Source organism: Phycicoccus flavus (assembly GCF_004025965.2).
Lineage (GTDB): Bacteria > Actinomycetota > Actinomycetes > Actinomycetales > Dermatophilaceae > Phycicoccus > Phycicoccus flavus.
Genome location: NZ_SAYU02000062.1, coordinates 1 through 24,627, shown reverse-complemented (window position 1 = coordinate 24,627; position 24,627 = coordinate 1). Strand labels below are relative to the sequence as shown.

General features: G+C 74.9%; 24 protein-coding genes and 1 pseudogene. 15 read left to right on the top strand and 10 right to left on the bottom strand.

Annotated elements, in window-relative coordinates; all coding sequences use genetic code 11:
- Positions 1–395: nitroreductase family protein (locus EPD83_RS15825; protein WP_205859560.1), on the bottom strand; the 395-nt coding region annotated here is incomplete at its 3' end.
- A gap of 46 nt (positions 396–441) precedes the next feature.
- Here EPD83_RS15825 and EPD83_RS15820 point away from each other — a divergent pair.
- The 4 genes from EPD83_RS15820 to EPD83_RS15805 all read left to right on the top strand — a co-directional run bounded on the left by EPD83_RS15820 (position 442) and on the right by EPD83_RS15805 (position 2,955).
- Positions 442–870, top strand: coding sequence for a hypothetical protein (locus tag EPD83_RS15820; protein WP_164896707.1), 429 nt, complete (start codon positions 442–444; stop codon positions 868–870).
- Between the two features lie 64 nt (positions 871–934).
- Positions 935–1,495, top strand: coding sequence for a peroxiredoxin (locus tag EPD83_RS15815; RefSeq protein WP_128368139.1), 561 nt, complete (start codon positions 935–937; stop codon positions 1,493–1,495).
- A gap of 71 nt (positions 1,496–1,566) precedes the next feature.
- Positions 1,567–2,223: an SDR family oxidoreductase gene (locus EPD83_RS15810; protein ID WP_128368140.1), complete on the top strand. Its 657-nt coding sequence runs from the start codon at positions 1,567–1,569 to the stop codon at positions 2,221–2,223.
- Positions 2,224–2,268: 45 nt separating this feature from the next.
- On the top strand, positions 2,269–2,955 hold the full coding sequence (locus EPD83_RS15805; RefSeq protein WP_235950661.1) for a YqjF family protein: 687 nt from the start codon (positions 2,269–2,271) through the stop codon (positions 2,953–2,955).
- Between the two features lie 16 nt (positions 2,956–2,971).
- Here the strand turns inward: EPD83_RS15805 and EPD83_RS15800 are convergent, their stop codons facing one another.
- From EPD83_RS15800 to EPD83_RS15775, 6 genes are all read right to left on the bottom strand, one after another.
- A complete protein-coding gene (locus EPD83_RS15800) occupies positions 2,972–4,225 on the bottom strand; it encodes an arginine deiminase (RefSeq protein WP_128367981.1) in 1,254 nt (417 codons plus the stop codon).
- A gap of 119 nt (positions 4,226–4,344) precedes the next feature.
- Complete coding sequence (locus EPD83_RS15795; RefSeq protein WP_128367980.1) at positions 4,345–5,058, bottom strand: NUDIX hydrolase; 714 nt, start codon at positions 5,056–5,058, stop codon at positions 4,345–4,347.
- A complete protein-coding gene (locus tag EPD83_RS15790) occupies positions 5,055–5,633 on the bottom strand; it encodes an isochorismatase family protein (protein WP_128367979.1) in 579 nt (192 codons plus the stop codon). The genes EPD83_RS15795 and EPD83_RS15790 overlap by 4 nt, the downstream gene beginning before the upstream one ends.
- Positions 5,630–6,967, bottom strand: a complete 1,338-nt coding sequence (locus EPD83_RS15785; RefSeq protein ID WP_268951209.1) for a nicotinate phosphoribosyltransferase — start codon at positions 6,965–6,967, stop codon at positions 5,630–5,632. The genes EPD83_RS15790 and EPD83_RS15785 overlap by 4 nt, the downstream gene beginning before the upstream one ends.
- A 2-nt stretch (positions 6,968–6,969) precedes the next feature.
- A complete protein-coding gene (locus EPD83_RS15780; RefSeq protein ID WP_165566834.1) occupies positions 6,970–7,965 on the bottom strand; it encodes a hypothetical protein in 996 nt (331 codons plus the stop codon).
- 75 nt (positions 7,966–8,040) lie between these two features.
- The gene (locus EPD83_RS15775; protein WP_128366315.1) at positions 8,041–8,517 is read right to left on the bottom strand and encodes an SRPBCC family protein; all 477 of its coding nucleotides are present in this window, start codon (positions 8,515–8,517) and stop codon (positions 8,041–8,043) included.
- Positions 8,518–8,628: 111 nt separating this feature from the next.
- Between EPD83_RS15775 and EPD83_RS15770 the strand changes: the two genes are divergently transcribed.
- The 7 genes from EPD83_RS15770 (at position 8,629) to EPD83_RS15740 (ending at position 17,319) form a co-directional block, all read left to right on the top strand.
- Entirely contained in the window at positions 8,629–9,333 is a 705-nt protein-coding gene (locus EPD83_RS15770; protein ID WP_128366314.1) for a Pr6Pr family membrane protein, read from the top strand.
- 249 nt (positions 9,334–9,582) lie between these two features.
- On the top strand, positions 9,583–10,626 hold the full coding sequence (locus tag EPD83_RS15765) for a LacI family DNA-binding transcriptional regulator (RefSeq protein WP_128366313.1): 1,044 nt from the start codon (positions 9,583–9,585) through the stop codon (positions 10,624–10,626).
- A 63-nt stretch (positions 10,627–10,689) separates the two neighbouring features.
- A complete protein-coding gene (locus tag EPD83_RS15760) occupies positions 10,690–11,964 on the top strand; it encodes a sugar ABC transporter substrate-binding protein (protein ID WP_128366312.1) in 1,275 nt (424 codons plus the stop codon).
- A 1-nt stretch (position 11,965) separates the two neighbouring features.
- On the top strand, positions 11,966–12,916 hold the full coding sequence (locus EPD83_RS15755) for a carbohydrate ABC transporter permease (RefSeq protein ID WP_128366311.1): 951 nt from the start codon (positions 11,966–11,968) through the stop codon (positions 12,914–12,916).
- A gap of 2 nt (positions 12,917–12,918) precedes the next feature.
- Positions 12,919–13,746, top strand: a complete 828-nt coding sequence (locus EPD83_RS15750; protein ID WP_128366310.1) for a carbohydrate ABC transporter permease — start codon at positions 12,919–12,921, stop codon at positions 13,744–13,746.
- Positions 13,747–13,801: 55 nt separating this feature from the next.
- A complete protein-coding gene (locus tag EPD83_RS15745) occupies positions 13,802–15,433 on the top strand; it encodes a glucoamylase family protein (RefSeq protein WP_128366309.1) in 1,632 nt (543 codons plus the stop codon).
- Positions 15,430–17,319, top strand: coding sequence for a glycoside hydrolase family 3 protein (locus EPD83_RS15740; protein WP_165566833.1), 1,890 nt, complete (start codon positions 15,430–15,432; stop codon positions 17,317–17,319). Before EPD83_RS15745 ends, EPD83_RS15740 begins: the two co-directional genes overlap by 4 nt.
- A gap of 125 nt (positions 17,320–17,444) precedes the next feature.
- Here EPD83_RS15740 and EPD83_RS15735 read toward each other — a convergent pair whose 3' ends face one another.
- Positions 17,445–18,308 carry a helix-turn-helix transcriptional regulator gene (locus EPD83_RS15735; RefSeq protein WP_128367859.1) on the bottom strand — a complete coding sequence of 288 codons (864 nt, stop codon included), beginning with the start codon at positions 18,306–18,308 and terminating at the stop codon, positions 17,445–17,447.
- 111 nt (positions 18,309–18,419) lie between these two features.
- Here EPD83_RS15735 and EPD83_RS15730 point away from each other — a divergent pair, with 111 nt between their 5' ends.
- From EPD83_RS15730 to EPD83_RS15715, 4 genes are all read left to right on the top strand, one after another.
- The gene (locus EPD83_RS15730; RefSeq protein WP_165566832.1) at positions 18,420–19,166 is read left to right on the top strand and encodes an SDR family NAD(P)-dependent oxidoreductase; all 747 of its coding nucleotides are present in this window, start codon (positions 18,420–18,422) and stop codon (positions 19,164–19,166) included.
- 84 nt (positions 19,167–19,250) lie between these two features.
- A complete protein-coding gene (locus EPD83_RS15725; RefSeq protein WP_165566831.1) occupies positions 19,251–20,441 on the top strand; it encodes an aggregation-promoting factor C-terminal-like domain-containing protein in 1,191 nt (396 codons plus the stop codon).
- Between the two features lie 106 nt (positions 20,442–20,547).
- On the top strand, positions 20,548–21,732 hold the full coding sequence (locus EPD83_RS15720; RefSeq protein WP_164896668.1) for a TMEM143 family protein: 1,185 nt from the start codon (positions 20,548–20,550) through the stop codon (positions 21,730–21,732).
- A gap of 287 nt (positions 21,733–22,019) precedes the next feature.
- The gene (locus EPD83_RS15715; RefSeq protein WP_128367998.1) at positions 22,020–22,814 is read left to right on the top strand and encodes a methyltransferase domain-containing protein; all 795 of its coding nucleotides are present in this window, start codon (positions 22,020–22,022) and stop codon (positions 22,812–22,814) included.
- A gap of 368 nt (positions 22,815–23,182) precedes the next feature.
- Here the strand turns inward: EPD83_RS15715 and EPD83_RS15710 are convergent, their stop codons facing one another.
- Together EPD83_RS15710 and EPD83_RS15705 are read right to left on the bottom strand one after the other, a co-directional pair.
- Positions 23,183–24,028: an aldo/keto reductase gene (locus EPD83_RS15710; RefSeq protein WP_128368431.1), complete on the bottom strand. Its 846-nt coding sequence runs from the start codon at positions 24,026–24,028 to the stop codon at positions 23,183–23,185.
- A gap of 52 nt (positions 24,029–24,080) precedes the next feature.
- Positions 24,081–24,627 (bottom strand): annotated as a pseudogene (locus EPD83_RS15705) (hypothetical protein); the annotation flags it as partial.

The window sequence follows — 24,627 nt, the reverse complement described above, 5'->3', positions numbered from 1 at the left end:
ACGACGACGAGCACCGGCGCGGTCGTGAGGAACGGCTTGTCGGCGTCGGTGCCGAGCGGCGCCAGCGCCGACAGCCACTCCGCCCCGGCGCGCCGGCCGTAGAAATCGCGCTCCTCGGCCTCGGCGCCCTCGCGGATGCGCCGCTTGACCTCCGGGTCGGTGACGAGTACGAAGCGCCACGGCTGGAGGTTCGCCCCGCTCGGGGCACTGGCCGCGGCCCGGACGGCGGCGCGCACCGCGTCCAGCGGCACCGGGTCCGGCGCGAGGTCGCGCACCGAGCGCCGCGTCGCCATGAGGTCGGCGAACGCCGTGGCCCGCGCGACCCGCTCGGCGTCGGTGAGGTCCGGCGGCCGGGGCGCGGGCACCGTGGGGCGGGCGGGTTCGCTGTCGGTCACCGGCCCATGGTGACCGACCCCGCCGCCGGCACCGGAGAATGGGGCCGTGGCACCGACACCCGTGGTCGTCCTCGCGCTCGTCGCGGCCTGGCACGCCGCCTTCCAGTCCACGGTGACCCTCATCGTCTACCCGACGCTCGCCGCGCACCCCCGCGACCGGTTCGCCCCCGCCCACGACGCGCACTCGCGGCGCATCCTCGCGCTCGTCGTGCCGACGTACGCGGCGGTGCTGGGCGCCGGGACGTGGGTGCTCGTCGCCGGCCCGCGCACCCCGGTGACGCTGGTCGCCGTCCTGGCCCAGGGCCTCGTCCTCGCCGTCACCGCCCTCGCGGCGGCTCCGACCCACGGGGCGCTCGGCCGGGAGGGGCCCACCCCCGCCCTCCTGCGCCGGCTCCGCCTCGCCGACGCCGCCCGCACCGTGCTGGCCCTCGCCGGCCTCGCGGTCGCCGCCGCGGCCGTGCTCACCGCCTCCTGACCGCGGGACGCGGAGCCGTGCCAGGCTGTCGCCGACGACCGGCCGACCACGTGAGGAGGACGCCGTGACCGACCTCGGCTCCCTGCCCGCCGACCTGCCCGTGCCGCAGGACGACGGCCGGGCGGCGCACCTGCCCGGCAGCGCCGTCCCCGACGTCACCCTGCCCGCCACCGACGGCACGGACGTCCACCTCCCCGACCTCGCCGGGCTCGTCGTCCTCTCCGCGTACCCGATGACCGGCACGCCGGGCGTCGCCCTGCCGGAGGGCTGGGACGCCATCCCCGGCGCGCGCGGCTGCACCCCCGAGTCCTGCGGCTTCCGCGACCACCACGCCGACCTGCGCGCCGCGGGCGCCGACCACGTGCTCGGCGTCTCGACCCAGACCGGCGCCGAGCAGCGCGAGCTCGCGCAGCGCCTCGGGCTGCCCTACCCGGTGCTCTCCGACGCCGGTCTCGACCTGGCCCGGGCCTGGCGGCTGCCGACGTTCGCGGCCGGCGGCCGGACCCTCCTGGCGCGGCTGACCCTCCTCGTGCGCGACGGCGTCGTCGAGCGGGTCTTGTACCCGGTCTTCCCGCCGGACCGGCACGCCGCGCAGGTCCTCGGCGTGCTGCGCTCCGTCGCCTGACGCGGGCGAGGGCCGTCGAACCCCGCGGCCACCCGCGGAACAGGCACGGCGGGGCGCCTGTTGGCCCGGACATGCGCGTACTCATCATCGGAGGCCACGGCAAGGTGGCCCGGAACCTGCACCCGATCCTCGCCGAGCGGGGCCACGACGTGACCGCGGTCGTGCGCGACCCCGACCAGGTCGGCGACGTCGAGTCCGACGGCGCCACCGCGGCCGTCGCCGACGTCCAGCAGCTGTCGACCACCGAGATCGCCGACCTCGTGCGCGGCCAGGACGCCGTCGTCTGGACGGCCGGCGCGGGCGGCGGCGACGCCGAGCGCACCTACGCCGTCGACCGTGACGCCGCCATCCGCTCGATGGACGCCGCGTCCTCCGCGGGCGTCGGCCGCTACGTGATGCTCAGCTACTTCGGCGCCGGGCCCGACCACGGCGTCTCCGAGGACGACCCGTTCTTCGCCTACGCCGACGCCAAGACGGCCGCCGACGCCCACCTCGTCGGCTCCGGCCTGTCCTGGACGCTCGTGCGGCCCAGCGCCCTCACCGACGACGCCGGCACCGGCGCCATCGAGACCCCGCGCACCGGCGCCGAGGCGGGCTCGGTCCCCCGGGCCGACGTCGCCCTCGTCATCGCCGACGTCCTGGACCGCCCGGACACCGCCGGGCTCGTCCTGGAGTTCAACGGCGGGGACACCCCGGTCACCGAGGAGCTGGACGCCCTCTCCGTCTGACCGATGTTCGACCCCGCGCCGCCGCCGCTCACCGGTCGACGATCCATGCGCCAGACCTGGGCGGACATCACGTTCGTGCACTGGGCGGTGGACCCGGCGCTCGTCGCCCCGCACCTGCCTCCCGGCACCCGACCGGACGTGCTCGACGGCGCGACGTACGTCGGGCTCATCCCGTTCCGGATGGAGCACGCCGGGTTCGGGGTCGGCCCACGGGTGCCGTGGCTCGGGGACTTCCTCGAGACCAACGTCCGCCTCTACGCCGTCGACGACGCGGGGCGCCACGGGGTCGTGTTCGCGTCGCTGGAGTGCCAGCGGCTGCTCGTCGCCCTCGGCGCCCGGGCCGTCACCGGCACCCGGTACACCTGGGCCCGGATGCGGACCAGTCGCGAGCGGGACCGGGTCCGCTACGAGACCCGGCGCCGCTGGCCCGGTCCCCGCGGGGCCGCGAGCCGGATGGACGTGACGGTGGGCGCGCCGGTCGCGGAGCCGTCACCGGTCGAGCAGTTCGTCACCGCGCGCTTCGGGCTGCACAGTGTCGTCGCGGGCCGCACGCTGTGGATCCCGAACACCCACGAGCCGTGGCCGCTGCGCCGCGCCACCCTGGACCGGCTGGACGACGACCTCGTCGCCGCCGCCGGGTTCGGCGACCTGGCCGGCACGCCACCGGACTCGGTGCTGCACTCGGCCGGCACCTACACCGAGTTCGGACTCCCCGCCCGCCTCCGGACCTGAGGGCCGGCGGGGGGCGTCAGTAGTCGACGGGGTCGCGGACGAGCGGGCAGGTCATGCAGTGACCGCCACCCCGGCCGCGGCCGAGCTCGGAGCCGACGATCTCGACCACCTCGACGCCGGCGGCGCGCAGCAGCGCGTTCGTCGTCGTGTTGCGGTCGTAGGTGAAGACGACGCCGGGCTCGACGGCGACGGCGTTGTTGCCGCTGTCCCACTGCTGGCGCTCGGAGGCGTACACGTCGCCGCCGGTCTCGATGACCCGCAGGTCCCCGACCCCGAGGGCCTCGCCGACGACCTTGGTGAAGGTGCCCTCACCGCGGTCCTCGACCTCGACGCCGAGGTCGTCGTCGGACGGGTGCAGCACGAAGGTGTGGACCCCGTCCATGATCGTCGGGTAGAGCGTGACGACGTCGCGGTCGGCGAAGGTGAAGACGGTGTCGAGGTGCATCGCGGCCCGCAGCCGCGGCATCCCGGCGACGATCACCTGCTCGGCCGCGCCCTGCGCGAAGAGCGACGCCGCCACCTGCGTGATGCCCTGGCGGGAGGTGCGCTCGCTCATCCCCATGAGGACGACACCGTTGCCCACCGGCATGACGTCGCCGCCCTCGACGGTGGCCTCGTGCCAGTCGGCCTCCGGGTCGCCCCACCAGATCGTGCTGTCCCGGTAGTCGGGGTGGAAGGTGTAGATCGCCTTGTAGAGCAGCGTCTCCTGCTCGCGCGCACCCCAGTACAGGGGGTTGAGGGTGAGCCCGCCGTACACCCAGCACGTCGTGTCGCGGGTGTAGAGCGTGTTCGGCAGCGGCGGCAGCAGGTACTCGCGGGTGCCGGTCTGCTCGCGGGCGAGGACGACCCACGGGGTGCGGAACTCGTCGGGCAGGTCGGGGATGGCGAGCCCGCCGACGAGGAACTCCGCCAGGCGCATCGGGTCCAGCGACTCCAGGAACGCGCGGGTGCGGTCGACGAGCCCCAGGCCCACGGTGTTCGGCACGATCTTGCGGTCCAGCAGCCAGTCCCGCGCCCCGGGGATGGCGAGGGTCTCGGCCAGCAGGTCGTGCAGCTCGACGACCTCGACCCCGCGGGCCACGAGCTTGTCGACGAAGTCGGCGTGGTCGCGCTGGGCCTGCTCCACCCACATGACGTCGTCGAACAGCAGGTCCGCGGAGTTGCTCGGGGTGAGCCGCCGGTGCGCCAGGCCCGGCCGGCAGACCAGGACGCGGCGCAGCGTGCCGACCTCGGAGTGCACCCCGTGGGTCGCGGGCGGGATCGCGGTCATCGGCCGTCCTTCGTCGTCGTCGTGGTCGTCGTCGTCCGTCCGGGACGGGCGGCACCGGCGCGGTGCCGACGACGATCCCACCACATCGGCGGGTCGGCCGCCACGATCGGCCCGCCCGGTCAGGAGGCGGCGGCGGGAGGACGCAGCATCGGCGGCTGGACGTCGGTGGCGGTGCCGCGGCGGTAGAGCAGCGCGGGCCGTCCGCCGGCGGCCGAGGACCCGTGGGTGTCGGTGGCGACGACGAACCCGTCGGTGCCGAGCACCTTGCGCCGGAAGCCGCCGAGGTCCGGCGGGGTCCCCCACACGGCGGCGTAGACCCGGCGCAGCTCGGGGAGGGTGAACGGCTCGGCGACGAACTCGCGGGCCAGCGTCGTGTACTCGAGCTTGGCCCGTACCCGCTCGCGGGCGTCGCGGAGGATCTCCTCGTGGTCGAAGGCCAGCGACGGCGCGTCGACCCCGCCGGCCAGCAGGTCGTCGACCGCCCACCAGCGCGCCCCGGCCGCGTCCGACCCCGCCTCCGGCTCCGGCAGGTCGGGGGCGAAGGCGACGTGGGCGACCGAGACGACGCGCATCCGCGGGTCGCGATCCGGCGCGGAGTAGGTCCGCAGCTGCTCGAGGTGGCCCTCGAACCGGTCGACGCCGGTCTCCTCGCGCAGCTCGCGCCAGGCCGCCGTCTCGGCGTCCTCGTCGGCCTCGACGAACCCGCCGGGCAGGGCCCACGACCCCGCGAACGGCTCGCCGCCGCGCTCGACGAGCAGCACCGAGAAGACGCCGTCGCGGATGGTGAAGACCGCGAGGTCGACGGTGACGGCGAACGGCGGGTGCTCGCTCACGGCGCCACCTCGGCGCCGGCCGCGGCCATCTCGTCCAGGGCAGCCCGGCTCGACCCCGGCGCGACGCCGGCGTGCAGCCCCGGCAGCAGCCGGACGGCGAACCCCTCGCGGCGGGCGTCGAGGACCGTGGCCCGGACGCAGAAGTCGGTGGCGATGCCGGTGACCTCGACGGCGTCGACGCCGAGGTCGCGCAGCACGTCGGCCAGGCGCCGGCCGTCCTCGAGCACGCCCTCGAAGGCGCTGTACGCCGGCTCCCCCTGCCCCTTGCGGACGTGGTGGGTGACCGCCGAGACGTCGAGCCCCGGCGCGTAGTCGGCGCCCGGTCCGCTCGTCACGCAGTGCGCGGGCCACGTCGTGTCGAAGTCCGGCTCCTCGCCCGGCGCGGCGAAGTGGCCGCCGTTGTCGGAGTGCGGCTCGTGCCAGTCGCGGGAGGCGACGACGGCGGCGTAGTCCGCGCCGTGGGCGGCGAGGTGCTCGGTGATCCGGCGGGCGACCTCGGCGCCCCCCTCGACGCCGAGGGAGCCGCCCTCGACGAAGTCGTTCTGGACGTCGACGACGAGCAGGGCGGTGGTCATGGGGACTCCTTGGAGCTGACGGTCAGGTAGGGCGGGCCGGCGGCGACCCCACGGGCGGCGGCCGGCAGGGACGCGACCGCGGCCGCGCAGTGCGTCCGGACCTCGGTCAGCGGCGGGTCGTGGACCACCCGGCCGTCCCGCAGGACGGGGACCTGGACCCGGCGGGCGCCCGGCTGGTCGGTGTCGTCGTCCCGGTACCACTCCTCGACGAGGACCTCGCCGTCGTAGCGCCGCCAGGCCGTCTTGGCGCCGCCCACGGACACCTTGTCGTGGCTCTTCTTCGCCACCGGGTGCAGCCGGCCGCCGGGTTCGCGGCCGACGGCGACGAGCTTGTAGACCATGCTCGCCGTCGGGTGCCCGGACCCCGTCGCCACCCGGGTGCCGACACCGTAGCCGTCGATGGGGGCGTCGGCCAGCGCCGTGATGACGTACTCGTCGAGGTCGCTCGTCGCCGTGATGCGGGTCTCCGTGGCCCCCAGCCCGTCGAGCAGCGTCCGGGCCATCGCCGCCGTCTCGGCGAGGTCGCCGGAGTCGATCCGCACCGCGCCGAGCCCGGGGCCGGCCACCTCGACCGCGGTCCGGATGCCCTCGGCGACGTCGTAGGTGTCGACGAGCAACGTGGTCCCCGTGCCCTGGGTCGCGACCTGGCTGGCGAACGCCGCGGCCTCGGACTCGTGCGCCAGGGTGAAGGCGTGGGCCGCCGTGCCGACGGTGGGCACGCCGTGCAGCCGGCCGGCGGCGAGGTTGCTCGTCGAGGTGAAGCCGGCGAGGTAGGCGGCCCGCGCGGTGGCGACGGCGGCGTCCTCGTGGGTGCGGCGGCTGCCCATCTCGACGAGCGGCCGGTCGCCGGCGGCGGTCGTCATGCGGGCGGCGGCGCTCGCGATGGCGCTGTCGTGGTTGAGCACCGACAGCACGAGCGTCTCGAGCATCACGCACTCGCCGAGCGTGCCGCGGACGGTGAGCACCGGGCTGCCCGGGAAGTACAGGTCGCCCTCGGGGTAGGCGTCGACGTCGCCTCCGAAACGGAAGTCGCGTAGCCACGCGGCGCTCTGCTCGTCGAGGACGCCCTGCGCGTGCAGCCAGTCGACCTCCTCGCCGGTGAAGGCGAAGTCGGCGATCATCGGCACGAGCCGCCCGAGGCCCGCGACGACGCCGTAGCGCCGGCCCTCGGGCAGCCGCCGGGCGAAGGCCTCGAAGACCGCGGGGTGGTCGACGCTGCCGTCGCGGACGAACGAGGTGAGCATCGTCAGCTCGTAGCGGTCGGTGAGCAGTCCGGGCGACACGGACACGGGGCCCTCCTCGGCGGCGTGGCCGACGTGCGCGGGTGTGGTCACGGTCAGCTCCGGAAGGGGATGGCCGAGCGGTGGACGGGGACGTCGTAGCCGTGGGCGAGCAGCGCCCGCCGGACCGAGCCGGTCGACTCGGCCCCGTGCGGCGAGGGCGAGACGGCGACGGCACGCACCGGCAGCGGGGACGCCGCGGTGACGACGGGGCCGCCCGGCCGGGCGGGGTCGGCGCCGGTCAGGCGGACGTACGGGGCCAGGCCGTAGGCGGAGGCGCGGTAGGACAGCAGGCGCGCCTCGGCCGCACGCCCGCCGGGGCCGTCGCCGGCGACGAGCACGACGGCGTAGCGGGTCTCGCGCTCGTCCGCGAAGCCCTCGTGCTTGACGAGGAGCAGCGCCTCCTGCATCGCGTCGAGGAAGGGGGCGACCCGGGCCTCGACCTCCGGCGGGGGCGGCGGGTCCTCGTCGCGCGGCTCCCCGTCCCGCGGCCGGCCGCCGAGGACCTCGGCGAGGCCGCCGAGATGGGTGAGCGCCGTGTCGACGAGCGCCCGCTGCTCCTCCGGGCGGTAGCGGACCGGTCGCCAGCCCTGGTGGTAGAGGTAGAGCCCGTCGCGGCGGCCGGCGACGAGCTCGACCTCGCCGGTGGCGAGCACCGCGAGGTCGGCGGCGGGGTCCAGGCCGAGCGCGTACGACTCGCGCACACCGCCGTAGAGGCGCCACATGGCCAGCGAGTCCGGGGCGCTGCTCGCGCTGAGGATGTAGGCGCTGCCGGGGCCGGGGCCCTCACCGCGCTCGCTGGACTCGCTCACGCGCTCGGCGAGCTCGCGGGTCAGGGCGGGGTCGCCGCCGGAGCCGGTCTCGAGGATGCGCTCCGCGAGGAGCCGGCCGCCGAGCCGGACCTCCTCGCGGTCGTTGAGGAACGGCGCCGCCGTCGCCCACAGCGTGTGCGTCGCGAGGATGGCGAGCAGCCCGGGGCCGTCGGTGTAGTGCCAGGCCAGCCCGTCCGGGACGTCCGCGGCGGGGTCCGCCACCGGTGCACCGACGCTCATCGCGCCAGCCTATGCCGCAGCGGCCGCCGGTCGGGGCCGCCGGTCGCGGCCGACCGCTCGCGGGGAGGACGGCGGTCAGGCGACCGAGCCGGCCTCGGTCTCGGCCTGCGCCTTGAGGTTCGCGAGCCCGCGCTCCAGGTCCGGGCCCATGAGCTCGTCCATGGGCTTGACCAGGGCGAACGCCTGCTGCACGAGCCCGAGCTCGCCGCGCATGAACCACTCGACGTGGGTCTCGCCCTCCTGCGGGGTGAGGACGAACTCGACCCGCGAGCGCGAGGGGAAGGGCTTCTCGAACGCCACCGCGACGTCGACCCGGTGCGGCTGCACCCCCGTGAGCTCCATCGTGCCGCGGCCGGCGCGCTTGTTGCCGTCCCAGGCGTAGCGCGCGCCGACGCCGGAGTCCGGGCCCGAGTACGTCCGCTCCATGTCCGGGTCGAGGTCCTCCCACGGCGACCAGGCGCGCCAGGCGTGGAAGTCGTCGAGGAGGCCGCGGACCGCCTCGGGCGGGGCGAGGACGATCGTCTCGCGGCTCACGGTGAAGGGCTTGCCCATGGGCGTCAGTGTGACCGACGCGGCCGGTCCCCGCGAGCGTTCGCGCGGCGTGGCGTCCCCGCCCGCCGCTCCGGCCCTCCCGGGTGCAGGCGGCGGCAGTAGTCTCCGCTCGTGGTCGACGAGGACGCCGGGGCGCTCACCGGGTGGCGGCGGACCGCGGTGGCCGTCAACGCCGGGCTGGCCTGGCTCGGCGTCGCCCTCACCGTCGCCGTCTCCGCGGTCGGCGGGTACCGCGCGACGACGCCGCCCCCGGGGCTGTACGGCGCGCACCCGGACGGGGCCGCCGGGGTGCTCTCCCGGGTGGCCGACACCCTCAGCTACTTCACGATCTGGTCCAACGTCGTCGTCGCCCTGTCGGTCACGCTGCTCCTGCGCCGGCCGGTGCCGCGGGGGCTCGCCGTGCGGGTCCTGCGGCTCGACGCACTGCTCATGATCACCGTCACCGCGATCGTCTACCAGGTGCTCCTCGCGCCGACCGCCGACGTCGTGGGCTGGTCCCTGCTCACCGACCCGATCCTCCACGTTCTCACCCCGATCGTCACCGTCGTGGTCTGGGTCGCGGTCGGCCCCCGAGGGTGGGTGAGTGCCCGGCTCGTCCCGCTCGCCCTCGTCCTGCCGGTGGCGTGGATCGGCTGGATGCTGGCCCGCGGCGCCGTCGTCGGGGCCTACCCGTACGGCTTCGCGAACGTCACCGAGCTCGGCTACCCCGCCGTGCTGCGCACGCTGGCGCTCATCCTCGTCTTCGGCCTCGTCGTCGCGGCGCTCTACTGGGGCCTGGACGCCCTCCTCGGCCGGCGCCGCACCCGCCGCCCCTGACCCGTCCCCCCTCGCGCATCATCTCCCCACCCGGACCGTGGGTGCGGATCCCAGCAGAGCGACGACTTCCACCCACGTCCCCGCTCCGGCAGCGGGTGTCCACGCCTGCGCAGCGCCCGGGGCCGGACGCGAGGGGCCTCGACGGGAACCGAGATTTCCTCGCCCGGGGCCTTCCCCCGACCCCCACCCCTGTGGCAATGTAAGCGCTCACAGCAGTTTTGTAAGCGCTTACAAGGAGGTAGCGCCGACATGGTGGCGAGCAGTGCGGCTCCCGTCCCCGCCGGGGCGACGATCTACTCCGTCGCCGAGGCCGCGGGCGTGTCCATCGCCACCGTCTCGCGCGTCGTGCAGGGCTCGGCGGCCGTGTCGGAGCGCACCCGGGACAAGGTCCTGGCCGCCATCCAGCACCTCGACTACACCCCGCACGCCGCCGCCCGCAGCCTGGCCGTCCGCCAGCACGAGGCGCTGGGCCTGGTGCTGCCCGAGCTCGACGGCCCCTACTTCTCCGAGCTGCTCATGGGCTTCGAGGAGGCCGCCGCCGAGGACGGGCTCTCGGTCCTCCTCTCGCTCGCCGACCACGACCGCACCCTCTCCGTCGAGCGCTTCACCCGCCTCGCCGCCGGCGTCGACGGCATCGCCGTCCTCGGCGGCATCGTCCCCGACGAGGCGCTGCGCCGGACCGCCCGGACCAAGCCGCTGCTCGTCGTCGCCGGTGCGCAGACGCCGGGCGTCGACCGGCTGACGGCGGAGAACGTCACGAGCAGCACCGAGCTCACCGCCCACCTCCTGGACGACCACGGCCGCAGCCGTCCGGTCTTCGTCGGCGACCCCGACATCGCCCCCGACGTCCGCGAGCGGCACGTCGGCTTCGTCCGGGCACTGGAGGCCCGCGGCGTGGAGGCCGGGGAGCCCGTGCGCGTCGGCCTGCGCGAGGCCGACGGTGTCGTCGCCGTCGAGCGGCTGCTCGCCGACGGCCTGCCCACCGACGCCCTCGTCTGCGCCAACGACGAGATCGCGCTCGCCGTCACCGACCGGCTGGCCGCTGCCGGCCACCGCGTCCCGGACGACCTGGCCGTCACCGGCTGGGACGACATCATGGCCGCCCGCTACGTCCGGCCGGGCCTGACGACCGTCCAGCAGCCCGTGCGCGAGCTCGGCGCCCTCGTCGCCCGGCGCCTCCACGCCCGGGTCAGCGGCCTGGCGACCGAGCCGTCGGCCGTCCTCGCGACCCGGGTCGTGCGCCGTGGCTCCTGCGGCTGCCCCGAACCGGGACGCGACGCCGGCCCGCGCTGAGCCGCGGCCCTCCCCGATCCCCCCGACTTCTCTCCGCCCCACCCCCCAGAAAGAGAGCACGAGATGAGACGAACGACCACGGTCCTGGCCCTCGTGGCCACCACGGCCCTGACCCTGAGCGCCTGCGGCCGCGCCGACGAGACCGGAGGCGGGGCGGCGACCACCGGCGCCGCCGTCGAGAGCGGCAAGGCCGACGGCACCATCACCGTCTGGGCGATGGGCGCCGAGGGCGAGAAGCTGCCCGACCTCGCCAAGGACTTCGAGGCCGCCAACCCCGGTGCCAAGGTCAACGTCACCGCCATCCCGTGGGACGCCGCGCACGACAAGTTCACGACCGCGATCACCGCGAACAGCACCCCGGACGTCGCCATGGTCGGCACGACCTGGATGGGCGAGTTCGCCGGGCTCGACGCGCTCGACCCGCTGCCCTCGAACATCGACACCGCCGGCTTCTTCCCGGGGGCCCAGAAGACCACCGAGGTGAACGGCACCTCCTACGGCATCCCCTGGTACGTCGAGACCCGGCTGCTCTACTACCGCACCGACCTCGCGAAGAAGGCCGGCTACGACAGCGCGCCCACCGACTGGCAGGGCCTGCACGACATGGCCAAGGCGATGCAGACCAAGGCCGGCGCCAAGTGGGGCATCGGCCTGCAGGCCGGCGGTACCGGCTCGTGGCAGACGATCATGCCGTTCGCCTGGGGCGAGGGCGCCGAGCTGACCAAGGACGACCAGTACAGCTTCGACTCCCCGCAGATGCTCGACGCCGTGAAGTACTACCAGTCCTTCTTCACCGACGGCATCGCGAACAAGTCCGCCCCCGCGCAGCCGACCACCGAGCCGGACTTCGCCAGCGGCAAGGTGCCGATGTTCATCTCCGGCCCCTGGATGATGTCCGCGGTCGAGAAGGTCGGTGGCAAGGGCTTCAAGAACAAGTACTCGGTCGCGAAGATCCCGGCCGGCAGCGCGGGCTCGTCCTCGTTCGTCGGCGGGTCGGACTTCGTCGTCTTCAAGAACAGCAAGCAGCGCGACACCGCGTGGAAGTTCGTCCAGTTCCTCGCCGACCCCAAGACCCAGGTGAAGTGGTACGGCATGTCCACGGACCTGCCGTCCGTGCAGTCCGCCTGGGACGACCCGTCGCTGGCCGGCGACGACAAGCTCAAGGTCTTCGGCGAGCAGCTGACGACCGCCAAGGCCCCGCCGTCGTACCCGACGTGGGAGCAGGTCGTGGCGAACTTCGACACCGAGATGGAGAAGGTCACCAAGACCGGCGCCGACCCCCAGAAGGCCCTGGAGACGGTGCAGCAGCAGGCCCAGAGCATCGGCACCGGTCAGTGACATGACCACGACGACCGCCCCTCCGGCTCCCGCCGGTGAGACCTCCGTCCCGGACGGCGCCCCGCGCAAGCGGGCCGCCGCCCGGGCGGAGGGGCGGGCCGCGTGGATCCTCGCCCTCCCGTTCTGCCTGCTCTTCCTCACGTTCACCGCGTGGCCGGTGCTCCAGTCGCTCTTCATGAGCTTCACGGACACCCGGGCGCGCGACCTGCGCACCCCCTTCGCCGTCGACCTCGTCGGCTTCGAGAACTACGCGAAGGCCTTCGGCGACCCGACCTTCCGCCAGGCGGTCGCCAACACCGCCTACTTCGTCCTCGTCGGCGTCCCCCTGACCCTCACGGTGGCCCTGGCCGCCGCCGTGGCCCTCGACCGCGGCATCCACCGCCTCCGCAGCGTCTTCCGGCTCGGCTTCTACACCCCGGTCATCACGTCGATCGTCGCCGTGGCCGTCGTGTGGCGGTTCCTCCTCGAGACCGACTACGGGCTCATCAACACCGTGCTCGGCTGGGTCGGCATCGCCGGGCCGAACTGGCTCGGCGACCCGAACTGGTCGATGCCGGCGCTCATCATGCTCGCGACGTGGCGCAACTTCGGGACCGGGATGATCATCTTCCTCGCCGGGCTGCAGTCCGTCCCCTGGCAGCTGCACGAGGCCGCCGCCATCGACGGCGCGTCGGCGTGGCAGCGCTTCCGGCACGTCACCGTGCCGATGCTGCGCCCGACCATCCTCTTCGTCTCGGTGACGACGGGCATCGGCTACCTCCAGTTCTTCGAGGAGCCCTTCGTCATGACCAGCGGCGGACCCCTGAACTCGACCATCTCGATGTCGATGTACACCTACAACCAGTTCGGTTTCGGCAACTACGGCTACGCGGCCTCGCTCAGCTACCTGATCTTCGTGCTCGTCGCGATCGTCACGGCGCTGCAGTTCCGGTTCCTGCGGGAGAAGGACTGAGCATGGGACTGAACTCCAAGAAGGCCAACTGGTGGCTCTACGGCGTCCTCACCGTCGCCCTCGTCGCCGTCGTCGCCCCGTTCGCGTGGATGGTCCTCGGCTCGTTCAAGACCGAGGGGGAGCTGCGCTCGTCGCCGCCGACCTGGTGGCCGCAGACGGCGACCCTGGACAACTACACCCAGCTGTTCAGCCGGCTGAGCTTCGGCGACTACTTCACGAACTCGGTCGTCGTCGCGGTCGCCGTGACCGCCGGGAACCTCCTGTTCTGCTCGATGCTCGGGTACGCCTTCGCCATGCTCGAGTTCCGCGGGAAGCGGGCCCTGTTCCTCGTCGTCATGACGACCCTGATGATCCCGGGCGTCGTCACCTTCGTCCCGTTGTTCGTCCTCGTGGCCAACGCCGGCCTCGTCGACACACTGCCCGGGCTGTTCCTGCCGTTCCTCGTGAGCCCCTTCGGGGTCTTCCTCATGCGGCAGTTCGTCCTCGGGCTGCCCAAGGACCTCGTCGACGCCGCCCGCGTCGACGGGACCGGCGAGATCGGCATCTTCGCCCGGATCATCCTGCCGCTGTGCGGGCCGGCGCTGGCGACGCTCGGGATCCTCACCTTCCTCGGCTCGTGGAACAACTTCCTCTGGCCGCTGGTCGTCGCCCAGACCGAGAAGACCTACACCCTGCCCGTGGCGCTGGCCCTCTACAGCACCGGACAGAACTCGACGAACTACGGGCTGCTGCTGGCCGGGGCGACGGTCGTCGTCCTCCCGGTGCTCCTCGTCTTCCTCGTCTTCCAGCGCCGGTTCATCGAGGGCATCGCGACCACCGGCATCAAGTGACCTCACCCCGCGGCCGGCGCACCCCGGCCGTGTCCACCCACCCCAGGAGAACCCGATGAGTCCCCGTCCCACCACGCTGCACGTGCCCACCGCCACCTCCCGGCGACGGCTGCTGCTCGGCGGCGCCGCCGCGCTCGGCACCGCCGTCGTCGGCGCCGGCTCGGCCTCCCCGGCCGCCGCCGCCCCCGTCCGCTCGGCTCCGGCGTTCCTGCGCGGTCTCGCGACCGACTGGGACGCCGGCACCGTCCGCCGCTGGGCGGCCGACACCTGGCACTCGCTCGTCGCCATGACCGACGAGAAGACCGGGCTGCCGGCCGACAACATCCCCGAGTCGCTGGCCGCCGGCGACCGCAGCGGCTACACCTCCCCGACGAACATCGGCGGGTACCTCTGGAGCGCGCTCGTCGCCCGCGAGCTCGGCATCATCACCCGCGGCGAGGCCACCCGGCGCATCCTGCAGACGCTGCGGACGCTGGAGCGGATGGAGCACCACACCCCGAGCGGCATGTACTACAACTGGTACGACGAGGGCACCGGCGCGGTGCTGCGCACCTGGCCCTCGACCGGCGAGAAGGTCGTGCCGTTCTGCTCCAGCGTCGACAACGGCTGGCTCGGCGCCGCGCTGCTGACCCTGACGTCCGGCGACCGGGCCACGGCGGTCCACGCCCGCCGGATCCTCTCGCGGATGCGCTGGGACGCGTTCTACAACGACAACTCCGACCCGGCGCACCAGGTGCGGCCCGGCGGGCTCATCCACGGCGGGTTCTACCCCGAGGAGGACGGCCGCCCGGGCGGGACGTACCTCGGCACCCACATCGGCGGCGACCCCGTCTGGCTCACGACCCACCACTACGACACGACCGTGTCCGAGACGCGCATCACGAGCTACCTCGGGTTCGTCACCGGCCAGATCCCGGGCAAGCAGTACTACGCCCTGTGGCGGACCTTCCCGGAGACCTGCGACTGGTCCTGGCCCGAGATGCAGCCGGTCGGTGAGACCCGCACCTACCTCGGGCTCGACGTCTACGAGGGGGCCTACACCTACCGCGGCATGCACATCGTGCCCGGCTGGGGCGGCTCGATGTTCGAGGAGCTCATGCCCGAGGTCTTCGTCCCGGAGACCTCGTGGGCGCCGCGCTCGTGGGGCGTCAACCACCCGCTGCACGTCCGGGCCCAGCGCGAGCACGGCCTCGACGAGGCCGGTTACGGCTACTGGGGCTTCTCCCCGTGCGCCGACCCGTTCGCCGACTACCGCGAGTACGGCGTCGACGCGCTCGGCATGAACCCCGACGGCTACTTCTCCGACAAGGAGATGACGAACTACGACATCGGGTTCGGCGACTGCCGCGCCGGGACCAACCCGAACCCCACGTACGGTGACGGCGTGGTCACTCCGCACGCGTCCTTCCTCGCGATGATGCACGAGCCGCGCGAGGCCTTCGCCAACCTCGCGAGGATCGAGTCCGAGCTCGGCGCCTACGACGCCGGCGGCTTCTTCGACGCCGCCGCGACGCGCTCGGGCACCATCGCCCGCCGCTACCTCGCCCTCGACCAGGCCATGGTCATGGGCGCGATCGGCAACGTCGTCGGGAACCGCGTGATCCAGCGCTCCTTCTCCACGCCCGCCGTCGAGCGGGCGCTGCGCCCCGTCATCGGGCTGGAGGAGTTCGGGGCGGGTCTCGCATGACCGAGGCCCCCACGACCACGTCCCCCGCCGTCGCCCACCCCGCGGCGGGGGACGTGCCGGCCTGGCGCGACCTCAACGGCAACGGGGTGATGGACCCCTACGAGGACCCCCGCCGCTCCGTCGAGGAGCGGGTCGCGGACCTCCTGCCGCGGATGTCGCTGGAGGAGAAGGCCGGCCTGCTGTTCCACACCGTCATCGAGGCGGGCGAGGACGGCGAGGTCCTGGAGACGCCGGGGAAGATCAGCAAGTCCCCGACCTCCGAGGTGGTGCTGCGCAAGCACCTGTCGCACTTCAACGTCCACGAGCTGCGCGACGCCCGGCAGGCCGCCCGTTGGAGCAACGCGCTCCAGCGGCTGGCCGAGCGCACGCCGCACGGCATCCCGGTGACCGTGAGCACCGACCCGCGGCACGGGTTCGTCGAGAACGCCGGGGTCTCCTTCGCCGCCGGGTCGTTCTCGCAGTGGCCCGAGCCGCTGGGGCTCGCGGCGCTGCGCGACCCCGACCTCGTCCGGCGGTTCGCCGACATCGCGCGCGCCGAGTACCGGGCCGTCGGCATCCGTCAGGCGCTGCACCCGACGCTCGACCTCGCGACCGAGCCCCGCTGGGCCCGGCAGGCGGGGACCTTCGGGCAGGACCCGGGGCTCTCCGGGGACCTCGGGGTGGCCTACCTCGAGGGGTTCCAGGGCTCGGGCGACCTCGGGCCGGACGCCGTCGCCTGCGTCACCAAGCACTTCCCGGGGGGAGGACCGCAGCTCGACGGGGAGGACGCGCACTTCCCCTACGGCCGCGAGCAGGTCTACCCGGGAGGGCGGTTCGAGGACCACCTCGCGCCCTTCCCGAAGGCCATCGCCGCGGGGACGGCGGCGATCATGCCGTACTACGGCATGCCGGTCGGGGTGACGCTGGACGGCGAGCCGGTCGAGGAGGTCGGGTTCGGCTACAACCGGCGGATCGTCACCGGGCTGCTGCGCGAGACGCTGGGCTACGACGGCGTCGTCCTCTCCGACTGGGAGCTCGTCAACGACAACCACGTCGGTGACCAGGTGCTGCCGGCCCGGGCGTGGGGGGTCGAGCACCTCGACCCCGCCGGCCGGATGGAGCTGCTGCTGCACGCCGGTGTCGACCAGTTCGGCGGCGAGGAGTGCGTCGAGGTGCTGCTCGGGCTCGTCCGGTCGGGGCGGGTGCCGGAGTCGCGGGTCGACGAGTCCGCGCGGCGGCTGCTCGCGGTGAAGTTCCGGCTCGGCCTGTTCGACGACCCGTTCGTCGACGAGGACGCCGCGATGGCGACGCTCGGCCGCGAGGACTACCGGCGGGCCGGGCACGAGGCGCAGGCGCGGTCGGTGACGCTGCTGCGCAACGAGGCGCCGGAGGGCCACGACGCCCCGCTGCTGCCGCTGCGGGCGGGCACGCGCGTCTACGCCGAGGGGGTGGGCGCCGACGACCTGGCCGCGGCCGGGCTGCTCGCCGTCGACACCCCCGAGGAGGCCGACGTCGCGCTCGTGCGGCTGGCGGCGCCGTGGGAGCACCGCGACGACCTCTTCCTCGAGGCGTGGTTCCACCAGGGGTCGCTGGACTTCCCACCCGGGCGGGTCGCCCGGCTGCAGCGGGTGGCGGCGCAGTGCCCGCTGGTCCTCGACGTCTCCCTCGACCGGCCCGCCGTCCTCACCCCGCTCGTGCCGGTGTGCGCGGCGCTCGTCGGCAGCTACGGCTCCAGCGGGCCCGCTCTGCTGGACGCGCTCACCGGGGTGCTCCCGCCGGCCGGTCGGCTGCCGTTCGACGTCCCGGTGTCGATGGACGCCGTCCGCCGCCATCCGGAGGACGTCCCCGGGTTCGGCGACGACGCCCTCTTCCACTTCGGCGACGGCCTCGAGCTCCCGCCCACCTGACCCCACCCCCGCCCCGCCTCGGGCCCCGGCGGACATTTCGGGGTCACCCCGAAATGTCACCGAGACCCCGGTTCCGTAACCGGGGTCTCGGTGACGTTCCGGGGTCTCGGGAGCGGTCGGGCGCCTCAGCGGGTCGCGAGGTCCTGGGTGCCGACGACGCGCAGGAGGGCGAGCGCCTCGGCCTCGGGGCTGCCGGCCTCCGCGGAGTAGACGGTCACCGTCTGGTCGGAGTCCGGCAGGTGCAGCGCGTCGCACTCCAGCGTCACCGGGCCGAGGCTCGGGTGGTCGACAGTCTTGCGGTGGCTGCGCCACAGGCCGGCGTCGGTGTCGTCCCACAGCTCCCGGAACGATGCCGATCCCTCGTGCAGGTCGGCGAGCAGCCGGCGCAGCCCGGGGTCGTCGGGGTAGCGCGCGGCCGCCGCCCGCAGGCTCGCCACCGTCTGCCGCGCGGTGAGGTCCTTCTCGTCCGGCGTGCCCCCGACCTGCGAGCGCGGCGGGTCGGCGGGGTCGGGGAGGAAGCGCAGCCGGGGATGGTTGCGCCGCTCCGGCGGCAGCGCCGACCAGTCGCCGAAGAGGGCCGACGCCATGGCGTTCCAGGCCAGGACGTCGCCGGCGGCGCTCAGCACGACGGCCGGCAGGTCGGTGAAGCGGTCGATGAGACGCAGCACGCTGGGCCGGACGTGCCGGTCGACCCGTCCCGCCGGGCGCGGCTCGGCACCGGCCAGCCGGAAGATCCGGTCCCGCTCGTCCCGCGACACCCGCAGTGCGCGGCACAGGGCGGTGAGCACCTGCTCGGACGGCGTCGGCCCGCGACCCTGCTCGAGGCGGACGACGTAGTCGACGCTCACGCCGGCGAGCAGCGCCACCTCCTCGCGGCGAAGCCCCTCGACGCGGCGCCGCGTGCCGGCCGGCAGCCCGGCGTCCTCCGGCCGCACCCGGGACCGCGCCCGTCGCAGTGCCCGGCCCAGCTCGTCACGGTCTCCTCGCACGCCTCCATCATCGCCCGCGGCCCCGCGCCGTGGGCCCCGCGAAGGTGGGACCGCCGGTCCCACGATGCGCCCGCCCTGTCACCCGCCGCGCGTCCGGCCGATCGTGGAGCCATGGACACCACCACCGACATCGACACCACCACTACCGCCCTCGTCACCGGCGCGAACAAGGGCCTCGGCGCGCAGACCTGCCGCCGGCTGGCCCGGCTCGGCTGGACGGTCTGGCTGGCCGCCCGCGACACCGCCGCCGCGGAGGCGACGGCCGCGGACATCCGCGCCGACCAGCCCGACGCCGACCTGCGCGTCGTCTCCCTCGACGTCACCTCGGACGCGTCCGTCGCCGCCGCCGTCGAGACGGTCACCGCGGCGGGCACCGGCCTCGACGTCCTCGTCAACAACGCCGGTATCGCGGGCGAGCCGGTCGACACCCTCGAGACGACCCCCGCCCACTTCCTGCCCGTGTACGGGGTCAACCTCCTCGGACCGGTGCGGGTGACGCACGCCTTCCTGCCGCTGCTCACCGCGTCGGCGCGCCCGCGGCTCGTCATGGTCTCGAGCGGGCTCGGCCGCCTCGACCTCGTCAACGACCCCACCCGCCCCGAGTCGTCGGTGCCGGGCCTGGTCTACCAGTCCTCCAAGGCCGCGCTGTTCATGGTCGCGAACCAGTACGCGAAGGCCCTGCCGGACGTCCGGGTGAGCGCCGTCGACCCCGGCTGGACCGCCACCGACCTCAACGGGCACAGCGGTCCGCAGACGGTCACCGAGGGCACCGACGCGATCGTCGCCGCGGCGAGCGCCGACGACGTCCCCGGTCTCGTCTTCGACCGGGACGACCTCACCGCACCCCTGCCGGTCTGAGGCGCGGGGCCGGCCGAGACGACGCTGAGAACGGGCGTCGGCGGCCTGCCGTGGTGCTGGTGGGGCGGGCGTGACACTGCTGCGGTGTCCCGTCCTCGCCGCCCGTGGCTCCGTCCGGGGGTCGCCGTCGCCGTCCTCGCCCTGGCGACCGGTGCGGCACCGGCCGCGCACGCCGACCGGCACCCCGTCCCGAGCGCCGGCGACGTCGCGGCGGCCCGTGCCGCGGCCGGCCGGGCGCGGACGGCCGAGCAGACCCTCGCCGCCCGCCAGGACCTCCTGACCCGGCGGATCACCGACCTGCAGCTGGGCGTCGCGGCGGCCGTGGACGCCGAGGCCGCCGCCCGGGCACGACTGGCGCGGGCCACGGCGGTCGCGGACAAGGCGGCCGCCGAGCTGGCCCGTGACCGGGCCGCCCGGCGCGGGGCGCAGCGGGCGGTCGCGGCCGCGGCGGCCGACGCCTGGACCCACGCGGGGGACCTCTCCTCGCTCGAGCTCGCCCTCGACGGCTCGCCCGCGGCGATGGCCGACGCCCAGGTCGTCCTCGACGACCGCGACCGGGAGGCCGGCGCCGCCGTCACCCGGGCCGAGACCGCCGCCACCGCGGCCCGGGCCGACGAGGTGCACCTGGCCGCGGTCGAGGCCGACCGGCAGCGGGCCGCCGACGCCGCCACCACCGCCCGCGCGGCGGCGCAGCGCGCGTCGCGTCGGGCCCGGTCCCTCGCGGCCGACCTCGCCGCGCAGGAGACCGCCCTGTCGCGGCGCATCGACACCCTCCGCGCCCGAGCCGCCGCGCTGGCCACCCGTCGCCGCGAGGGTCTCGCCGCACGGGCCCGGGCCGCGGCGCGTGCGGCGGCACGGGCCCGGGCCGCCGCCGAGGCCGCGTCCCGGGCCGCGCAGGAGCGGACGGCCGAGCACGCCGCCACCACCCCCGTCGTCGGGTACGGCGGCGCCACCGGGGACCGCTCGCCCGCCGCGGCGCAGTCCACGGCGCGCGCCCTCGTCGCCGCCCACGGCTGGGGCCCGGGGGAGTTCTCGTGCCTGGTCTCGCTGTGGAACGGCGAGTCGGGCTGGAGCTGGTCGGCGACCAACCCGAGCTCGGGGGCGTACGGCATCCCGCAGGCCCTGCCCGGCTGGAAGATGTCCACTGCCGGCGGCGACTGGCTCACCGACCCCGCGACCCAGATCCGGTGGGGCCTGGACTACATCGCCCGCTCCTACGGCTCGCCCTGCGGGGCCTGGAGCACCTGGCAGTCCCGCTCGCCGCACTGGTACTGACTCCTCCCCGGGCCGGCGCCCCGGGACCGTCCGACACACTGGGCCGATGGCGCAGGACGACGAGCGAGAGGGAGGCGGCCGCGTGCCGAGGACGAGGTACCTGCCGATGACGACCACCGAGGCCGTCGAGCTGGCCACCGAGCACCTCGACGACGGCACCGCCGACGGGATGCGCCGCGCCGCGCGCGCCCTCGGCGCCGTGCTGCACGCGCGCTACCGGGAGCGCTGGGTGAGCGCCCGGGCCTCGGCCGAGACCGGCGGCGACACCCTCGTCGCCGAGCTCGCGGACCTGCTGGACCGCGCCAACTACGACGAGGTGCCCCGCCGGGTGCTGGAGGAGGCCCTCGGAGAGTCCGCGGTCTTCGCGGTGCAGGTGGAGGCCGACCTCGAGGACTTCGCCGAGCTGCGGTTCTGGCGCCGCGGCGTCGAGCGCCGGCAGGAGCAGGTCGAGCGCTGGCACGGCCTGCGCACGCGCACGGTCGACTTCCTCGAGTACGACCGGGTGGCCATGTACGCGCGCTACCACGACGCCGACCACTACCGGGCGGCCGGCCGCGAGCTCGAGGACCTGCCGTTCGAGCCCGGCACCGAGCACGTCAAGCTCTTCCAGAACGTCCCCGAGCCCGACCTCGAGATGCTGCTGCCGGGCACCCGGGTCTCGATGCGGCTCGTCGACAAGGTGGTCATCGGCGTCCCGGCGCTCGTCGGCGGCGTCGTCGTCGCCGTCACCAAGCTCGCGAGCGCCGTCGGCTTCCTCGCCCTCTTCGTCGCCGCCTTCCTCGGCCTGCGCAACGACACCCCGGACATCTCGACCGGCGTGCTCGTCACCCTGTTCGGCGCCGCCGCCGCCCTCGGCAGCTACCTGTGGCGGCAGTGGTCGAAGTACAAGACCCGCAAGACCGAGTACCTGAAGAACCTCTCGGAGGGCCTGTACGCGCGCACCCTGGCCGACGGCCCCGGGGTGCTCTACACCGTGCTCGACGGCGGCGAGGCCGAGGACGTCAAGGAGGCCGTGCTCGCCTACCGCGGGCTGCACGACGGGCCGTCGTCGGCCGAGGACCTCGACGCGCGGGTGGAGACCTGGCTGCACGAGCGGTGCGGCGACGGCGTCGACTTCGAGGTGCCCGACGCGCTGGAGCGGCTCGAGGACCTGGGGCTCGCCACCCGCGACGGCGGGACGTGGCGGGCGGTCCCGCTGGAGGACGCGCCACGCGTGCTACGGGAGCGGTGGCGCGAGATCGGCGACGACCTCGTCCACGACGACGCTCCCGCTCCCGGCGCCGCGGTCTGAGCCGGTCGGCTGCCCGGCGCCGCGGCCTGGCGGCCGTGTCATCGCGCAGGAACCTTCGGGTTCGCGCACCCTCCGTTCCTGCGCGAACCTGAAGGTTCCGGGATCAGGCGAGGAAGTTGGGACCGGCGCGGGGTTGGTGGGGCCGGCGAGTCGGGGAGGCGTGGGGGGTGGGTCGGGCGATCCCTGGGGCAGTCGGGCGTGACATCGCGCAGAAACCTTCGGGTTCGCGCACCCTCCGTTCTTGGGCGGACCTGAAGGTTCCGGGATCAGGCGAGGAAGATGAGCGCATGACCCGGTACACCCACGGCCACGCCGAGCCGGTGCTGCGCTCGCACCGGTGGCGCACGGCGCAGAACTCCGCCGCGTACCTGCTGCCGCACCTTCATCCGGGTGCAGACCTGCTCGACGTCGGGTCCGGGCCGGGGACGATCACCGCCGACCTCGCGGCGCTCGTCGCGCCCGGGCGGGTCACCGCGCTTGAGGCCACCGACGACGCGCTCGCCCTCACCGCCGCCGAGCTCGGCCGTCGCGGCGTCGACGCCGACCTCGTCGTCGGGGACGTCCACCACCTGCCCTTCCCGGACGACGCGTTCGACGTCGTCCACGCCCACCAGGTGCTCCAGCACGTCGCCGACCCGGTCGCCGCCCTGCGCGAGATGCGCCGGGTGTGCCGGCCCGCCGGCCTCGTCGCGGCCCGGGACGCCGACTACTCCGGGTTCACCTGGTGGCCGGCCGACCCCGACCTGGACCGGTGGCTGGACCTCTACCGGGACGCGAGCCGCGCCAACGGCGGCGAGCCCGACGCCGGGCGTCGCCTGCTCGCCTGGGCCCGTGCCGCCGGCTTCGTCGACCCTGCCGCCGACGCCTCGACGTGGTGCTTCGCGACGCCGGAGGACCGCGCCTCCTGGGGCGGCATGTGGGCCGACCGCATCATCCGCTCCGATCTGGCCCACCAGCTGGTCGAGGAGGGACGCTGCACCGCCGCCGACCTGGACCGGATGGCGGCCGCGTGGCGGTCCTGGACGGGCGAGGTGGACGGGTGGTTCGTCGTGCTCCACGGCGAGCTCTTGGCGCGCGCCTGACCGACCCCCGCGGTCCCCGCGTCCTGAGGGCAGGCCCACGGACACGACGACGCCCAGCCCGACCGACCCCCGCGGTCCCCGCGTCCTGAGGGCAGGCCCACGGACACGACGACGCCCAGCCCGACCGACCCCCGCGGTCCCCGCGTGCTGCGGGCCAGGCTCGCGGACACGGCGACGCCCCGCCCGCCCGACCCCCGCGTCCTACGGGGCAGGCCCACGGACACGACGATGCCCCGCCTGACCGACCCCCGCGGTCCCCGCGTCCTGAGGGCAGGCCCGCGGACACGACGACGCCCCGCCCGGACGGGACCGGACGGGGCGGGGCGCACGCGGGCGACGGGACGGCGGTGTCGCGCCGCCCGCGGCCGTCAGTCGGGGATGTAGTCGAACTCGTCGGGGTTCGGGCCGGTGCGCCCGTCCTCGCCGCGGTCCAGACCCGAGATCCGGGAGACCTCCTCGGGCGTGAGCTCGAAGGAGAAGAGGTCGAAGTTCTCCTCGATGCGCTCCGGCGTCACCGACTTCGGGAAGACGATGTCGCCCCGCTCGACGTGCCAGCGCAGCGCGACCTGGGCCGGGCTCTTGCCCTTCTCCTGCGCGATCTCGCCGAGCACGGCGTCGTCGAGCACCTGGCCCTGCGCGATCGGGGACCACGCCTCGGTCGCGATGCCGTGGCCGGCGTTCGCGGACCGCACCTGCTCGTTGCCGAAGTACGGGTGCACCTCGACCTGGTTGACGGCCGGGACGACCCCCGTCTCGTCGATGATCCGCTGGAGGTGGGCGGGCTGGAAGTTCGAGACGCCCACCGCGGCGGCGCGGCCCTCGTCGGCGAAGCCGGCCATCGTGCGCCACGTCGACACGAAGTCGCCGTCGTAGCGGGTGGGCAGCGGCCAGTGGACGAGGAACAGGTCGATCCGGTCCAGGCCGAGCTTGGTCATCGTCTCGTCGAACGCGCGCTTGGCGTCGTCCGGACGGTGGAAGCCGTTGTTGAGCTTGGAGGTCACGAAGATCTCGTCGCGGGGGATGCCGGAGGACGCGATCGCCTCGCCGACCTCCTTCTCGTTGCCGTACATCTGCGCGGTGTCGATGTGCCGGTAGCCGACCTCGAACGCACGGGTCACGGCCTCGGCCGTGTCCCCGGGCTCGATCTGGAAGACGCCGAAGCCGAGCTGCGGGATGGTCGTACCGGTGTTGAGCGTGATGGTGGGAACGGTCATACAGGGGACAGCGCCCCGCCCCGGGTCGGTATTCCGGATCGGCCCGCGCCGGTCACCCGCTCTCGGGGCCCTCCACGGCGCCGATCCGGTCCGTGCACCAGGCCGTGAGGTCGGCCCCGCCCGCGGCCGCGACGAGCGTCACGTAGTCGGGGGAGCCCGGGGCCAGGCCGTCCCGCACGTACTCGACGCACAGGTCGCTGCTCGTCGGCGCGGGGGCGGCCTGCGGCCCGGCGGCCCCGACCCCCGGGGCGGGGTCCGGGGCGGTCGGCCCGGTCGTCACCGGGGTGGTCACGGCGGCCCCGACCGTCGTGCCCTCCGGCTCGACCGTCCCCACCGGCTCGACCCGCTCGACCCGCTCGTCGTCCGCGGTCCAGGACGACGGCGCGAGCGCGAGCGCGCGGTCGGTGACCTCCGCGGGGACCCGGCCGGTGACCAGCGCCCACCCGGACCCGCCGACGACGGCCGCCGCCAGCACGAGCCCGAGGGCGGCCCGGCGGCGGTCACGCCGTCGCCGGCGGTCGACCTCGCGGCGGGCGTCGCGGCGGTGCGCCCGGGTGCCGGCCGCCGGGTCCGGACCGGGGCGCGCGGGCGCCGGCGCG

Bases quoted from the DNA above. Each gene is read 5' to 3' on its own strand.
- EPD83_RS15810 (WP_128368140.1), top strand. From the start codon at position 1,567: ATGCGCGTACTCATCATCGGAGGCCACGGCAAGGTGGCCCGGAACCTG.
- EPD83_RS15805 (WP_235950661.1), top strand. From the start codon at position 2,269: ATGCGCCAGACCTGGGCGGACATCACGTTCGTGCACTGGGCGGTGGAC.
- EPD83_RS15800 (WP_128367981.1), bottom strand. From the start codon at position 4,225: ATGACCGCGATCCCGCCCGCGACCCACGGGGTGCACTCCGAGGTCGGC.
- EPD83_RS15790 (WP_128367979.1), bottom strand. From the start codon at position 5,633: ATGACCACCGCCCTGCTCGTCGTCGACGTCCAGAACGACTTCGTCGAG.
- EPD83_RS15780 (WP_165566834.1), bottom strand. From the start codon at position 7,965: ATGAGCGTCGGTGCACCGGTGGCGGACCCCGCCGCGGACGTCCCGGAC.
- EPD83_RS15775 (WP_128366315.1), bottom strand. From the start codon at position 8,517: ATGGGCAAGCCCTTCACCGTGAGCCGCGAGACGATCGTCCTCGCCCCG.
- EPD83_RS15765 (WP_128366313.1), top strand. From the start codon at position 9,583: ATGGTGGCGAGCAGTGCGGCTCCCGTCCCCGCCGGGGCGACGATCTAC.
- EPD83_RS15760 (WP_128366312.1), top strand. From the start codon at position 10,690: ATGAGACGAACGACCACGGTCCTGGCCCTCGTGGCCACCACGGCCCTG.
- EPD83_RS15755 (WP_128366311.1), top strand. From the start codon at position 11,966: ATGACCACGACGACCGCCCCTCCGGCTCCCGCCGGTGAGACCTCCGTC.
- EPD83_RS15750 (WP_128366310.1), top strand. From the start codon at position 12,919: ATGGGACTGAACTCCAAGAAGGCCAACTGGTGGCTCTACGGCGTCCTC.
- EPD83_RS15745 (WP_128366309.1), top strand. From the start codon at position 13,802: ATGAGTCCCCGTCCCACCACGCTGCACGTGCCCACCGCCACCTCCCGG.
- EPD83_RS15740 (WP_165566833.1), top strand. From the start codon at position 15,430: ATGACCGAGGCCCCCACGACCACGTCCCCCGCCGTCGCCCACCCCGCG.
- EPD83_RS15730 (WP_165566832.1), top strand. From the start codon at position 18,420: ATGGACACCACCACCGACATCGACACCACCACTACCGCCCTCGTCACC.
- EPD83_RS15720 (WP_164896668.1), top strand. From the start codon at position 20,548: ATGACGACCACCGAGGCCGTCGAGCTGGCCACCGAGCACCTCGACGAC.
- EPD83_RS15715 (WP_128367998.1), top strand. From the start codon at position 22,020: ATGACCCGGTACACCCACGGCCACGCCGAGCCGGTGCTGCGCTCGCAC.
- EPD83_RS15710 (WP_128368431.1), bottom strand. From the start codon at position 24,028: ATGACCGTTCCCACCATCACGCTCAACACCGGTACGACCATCCCGCAG.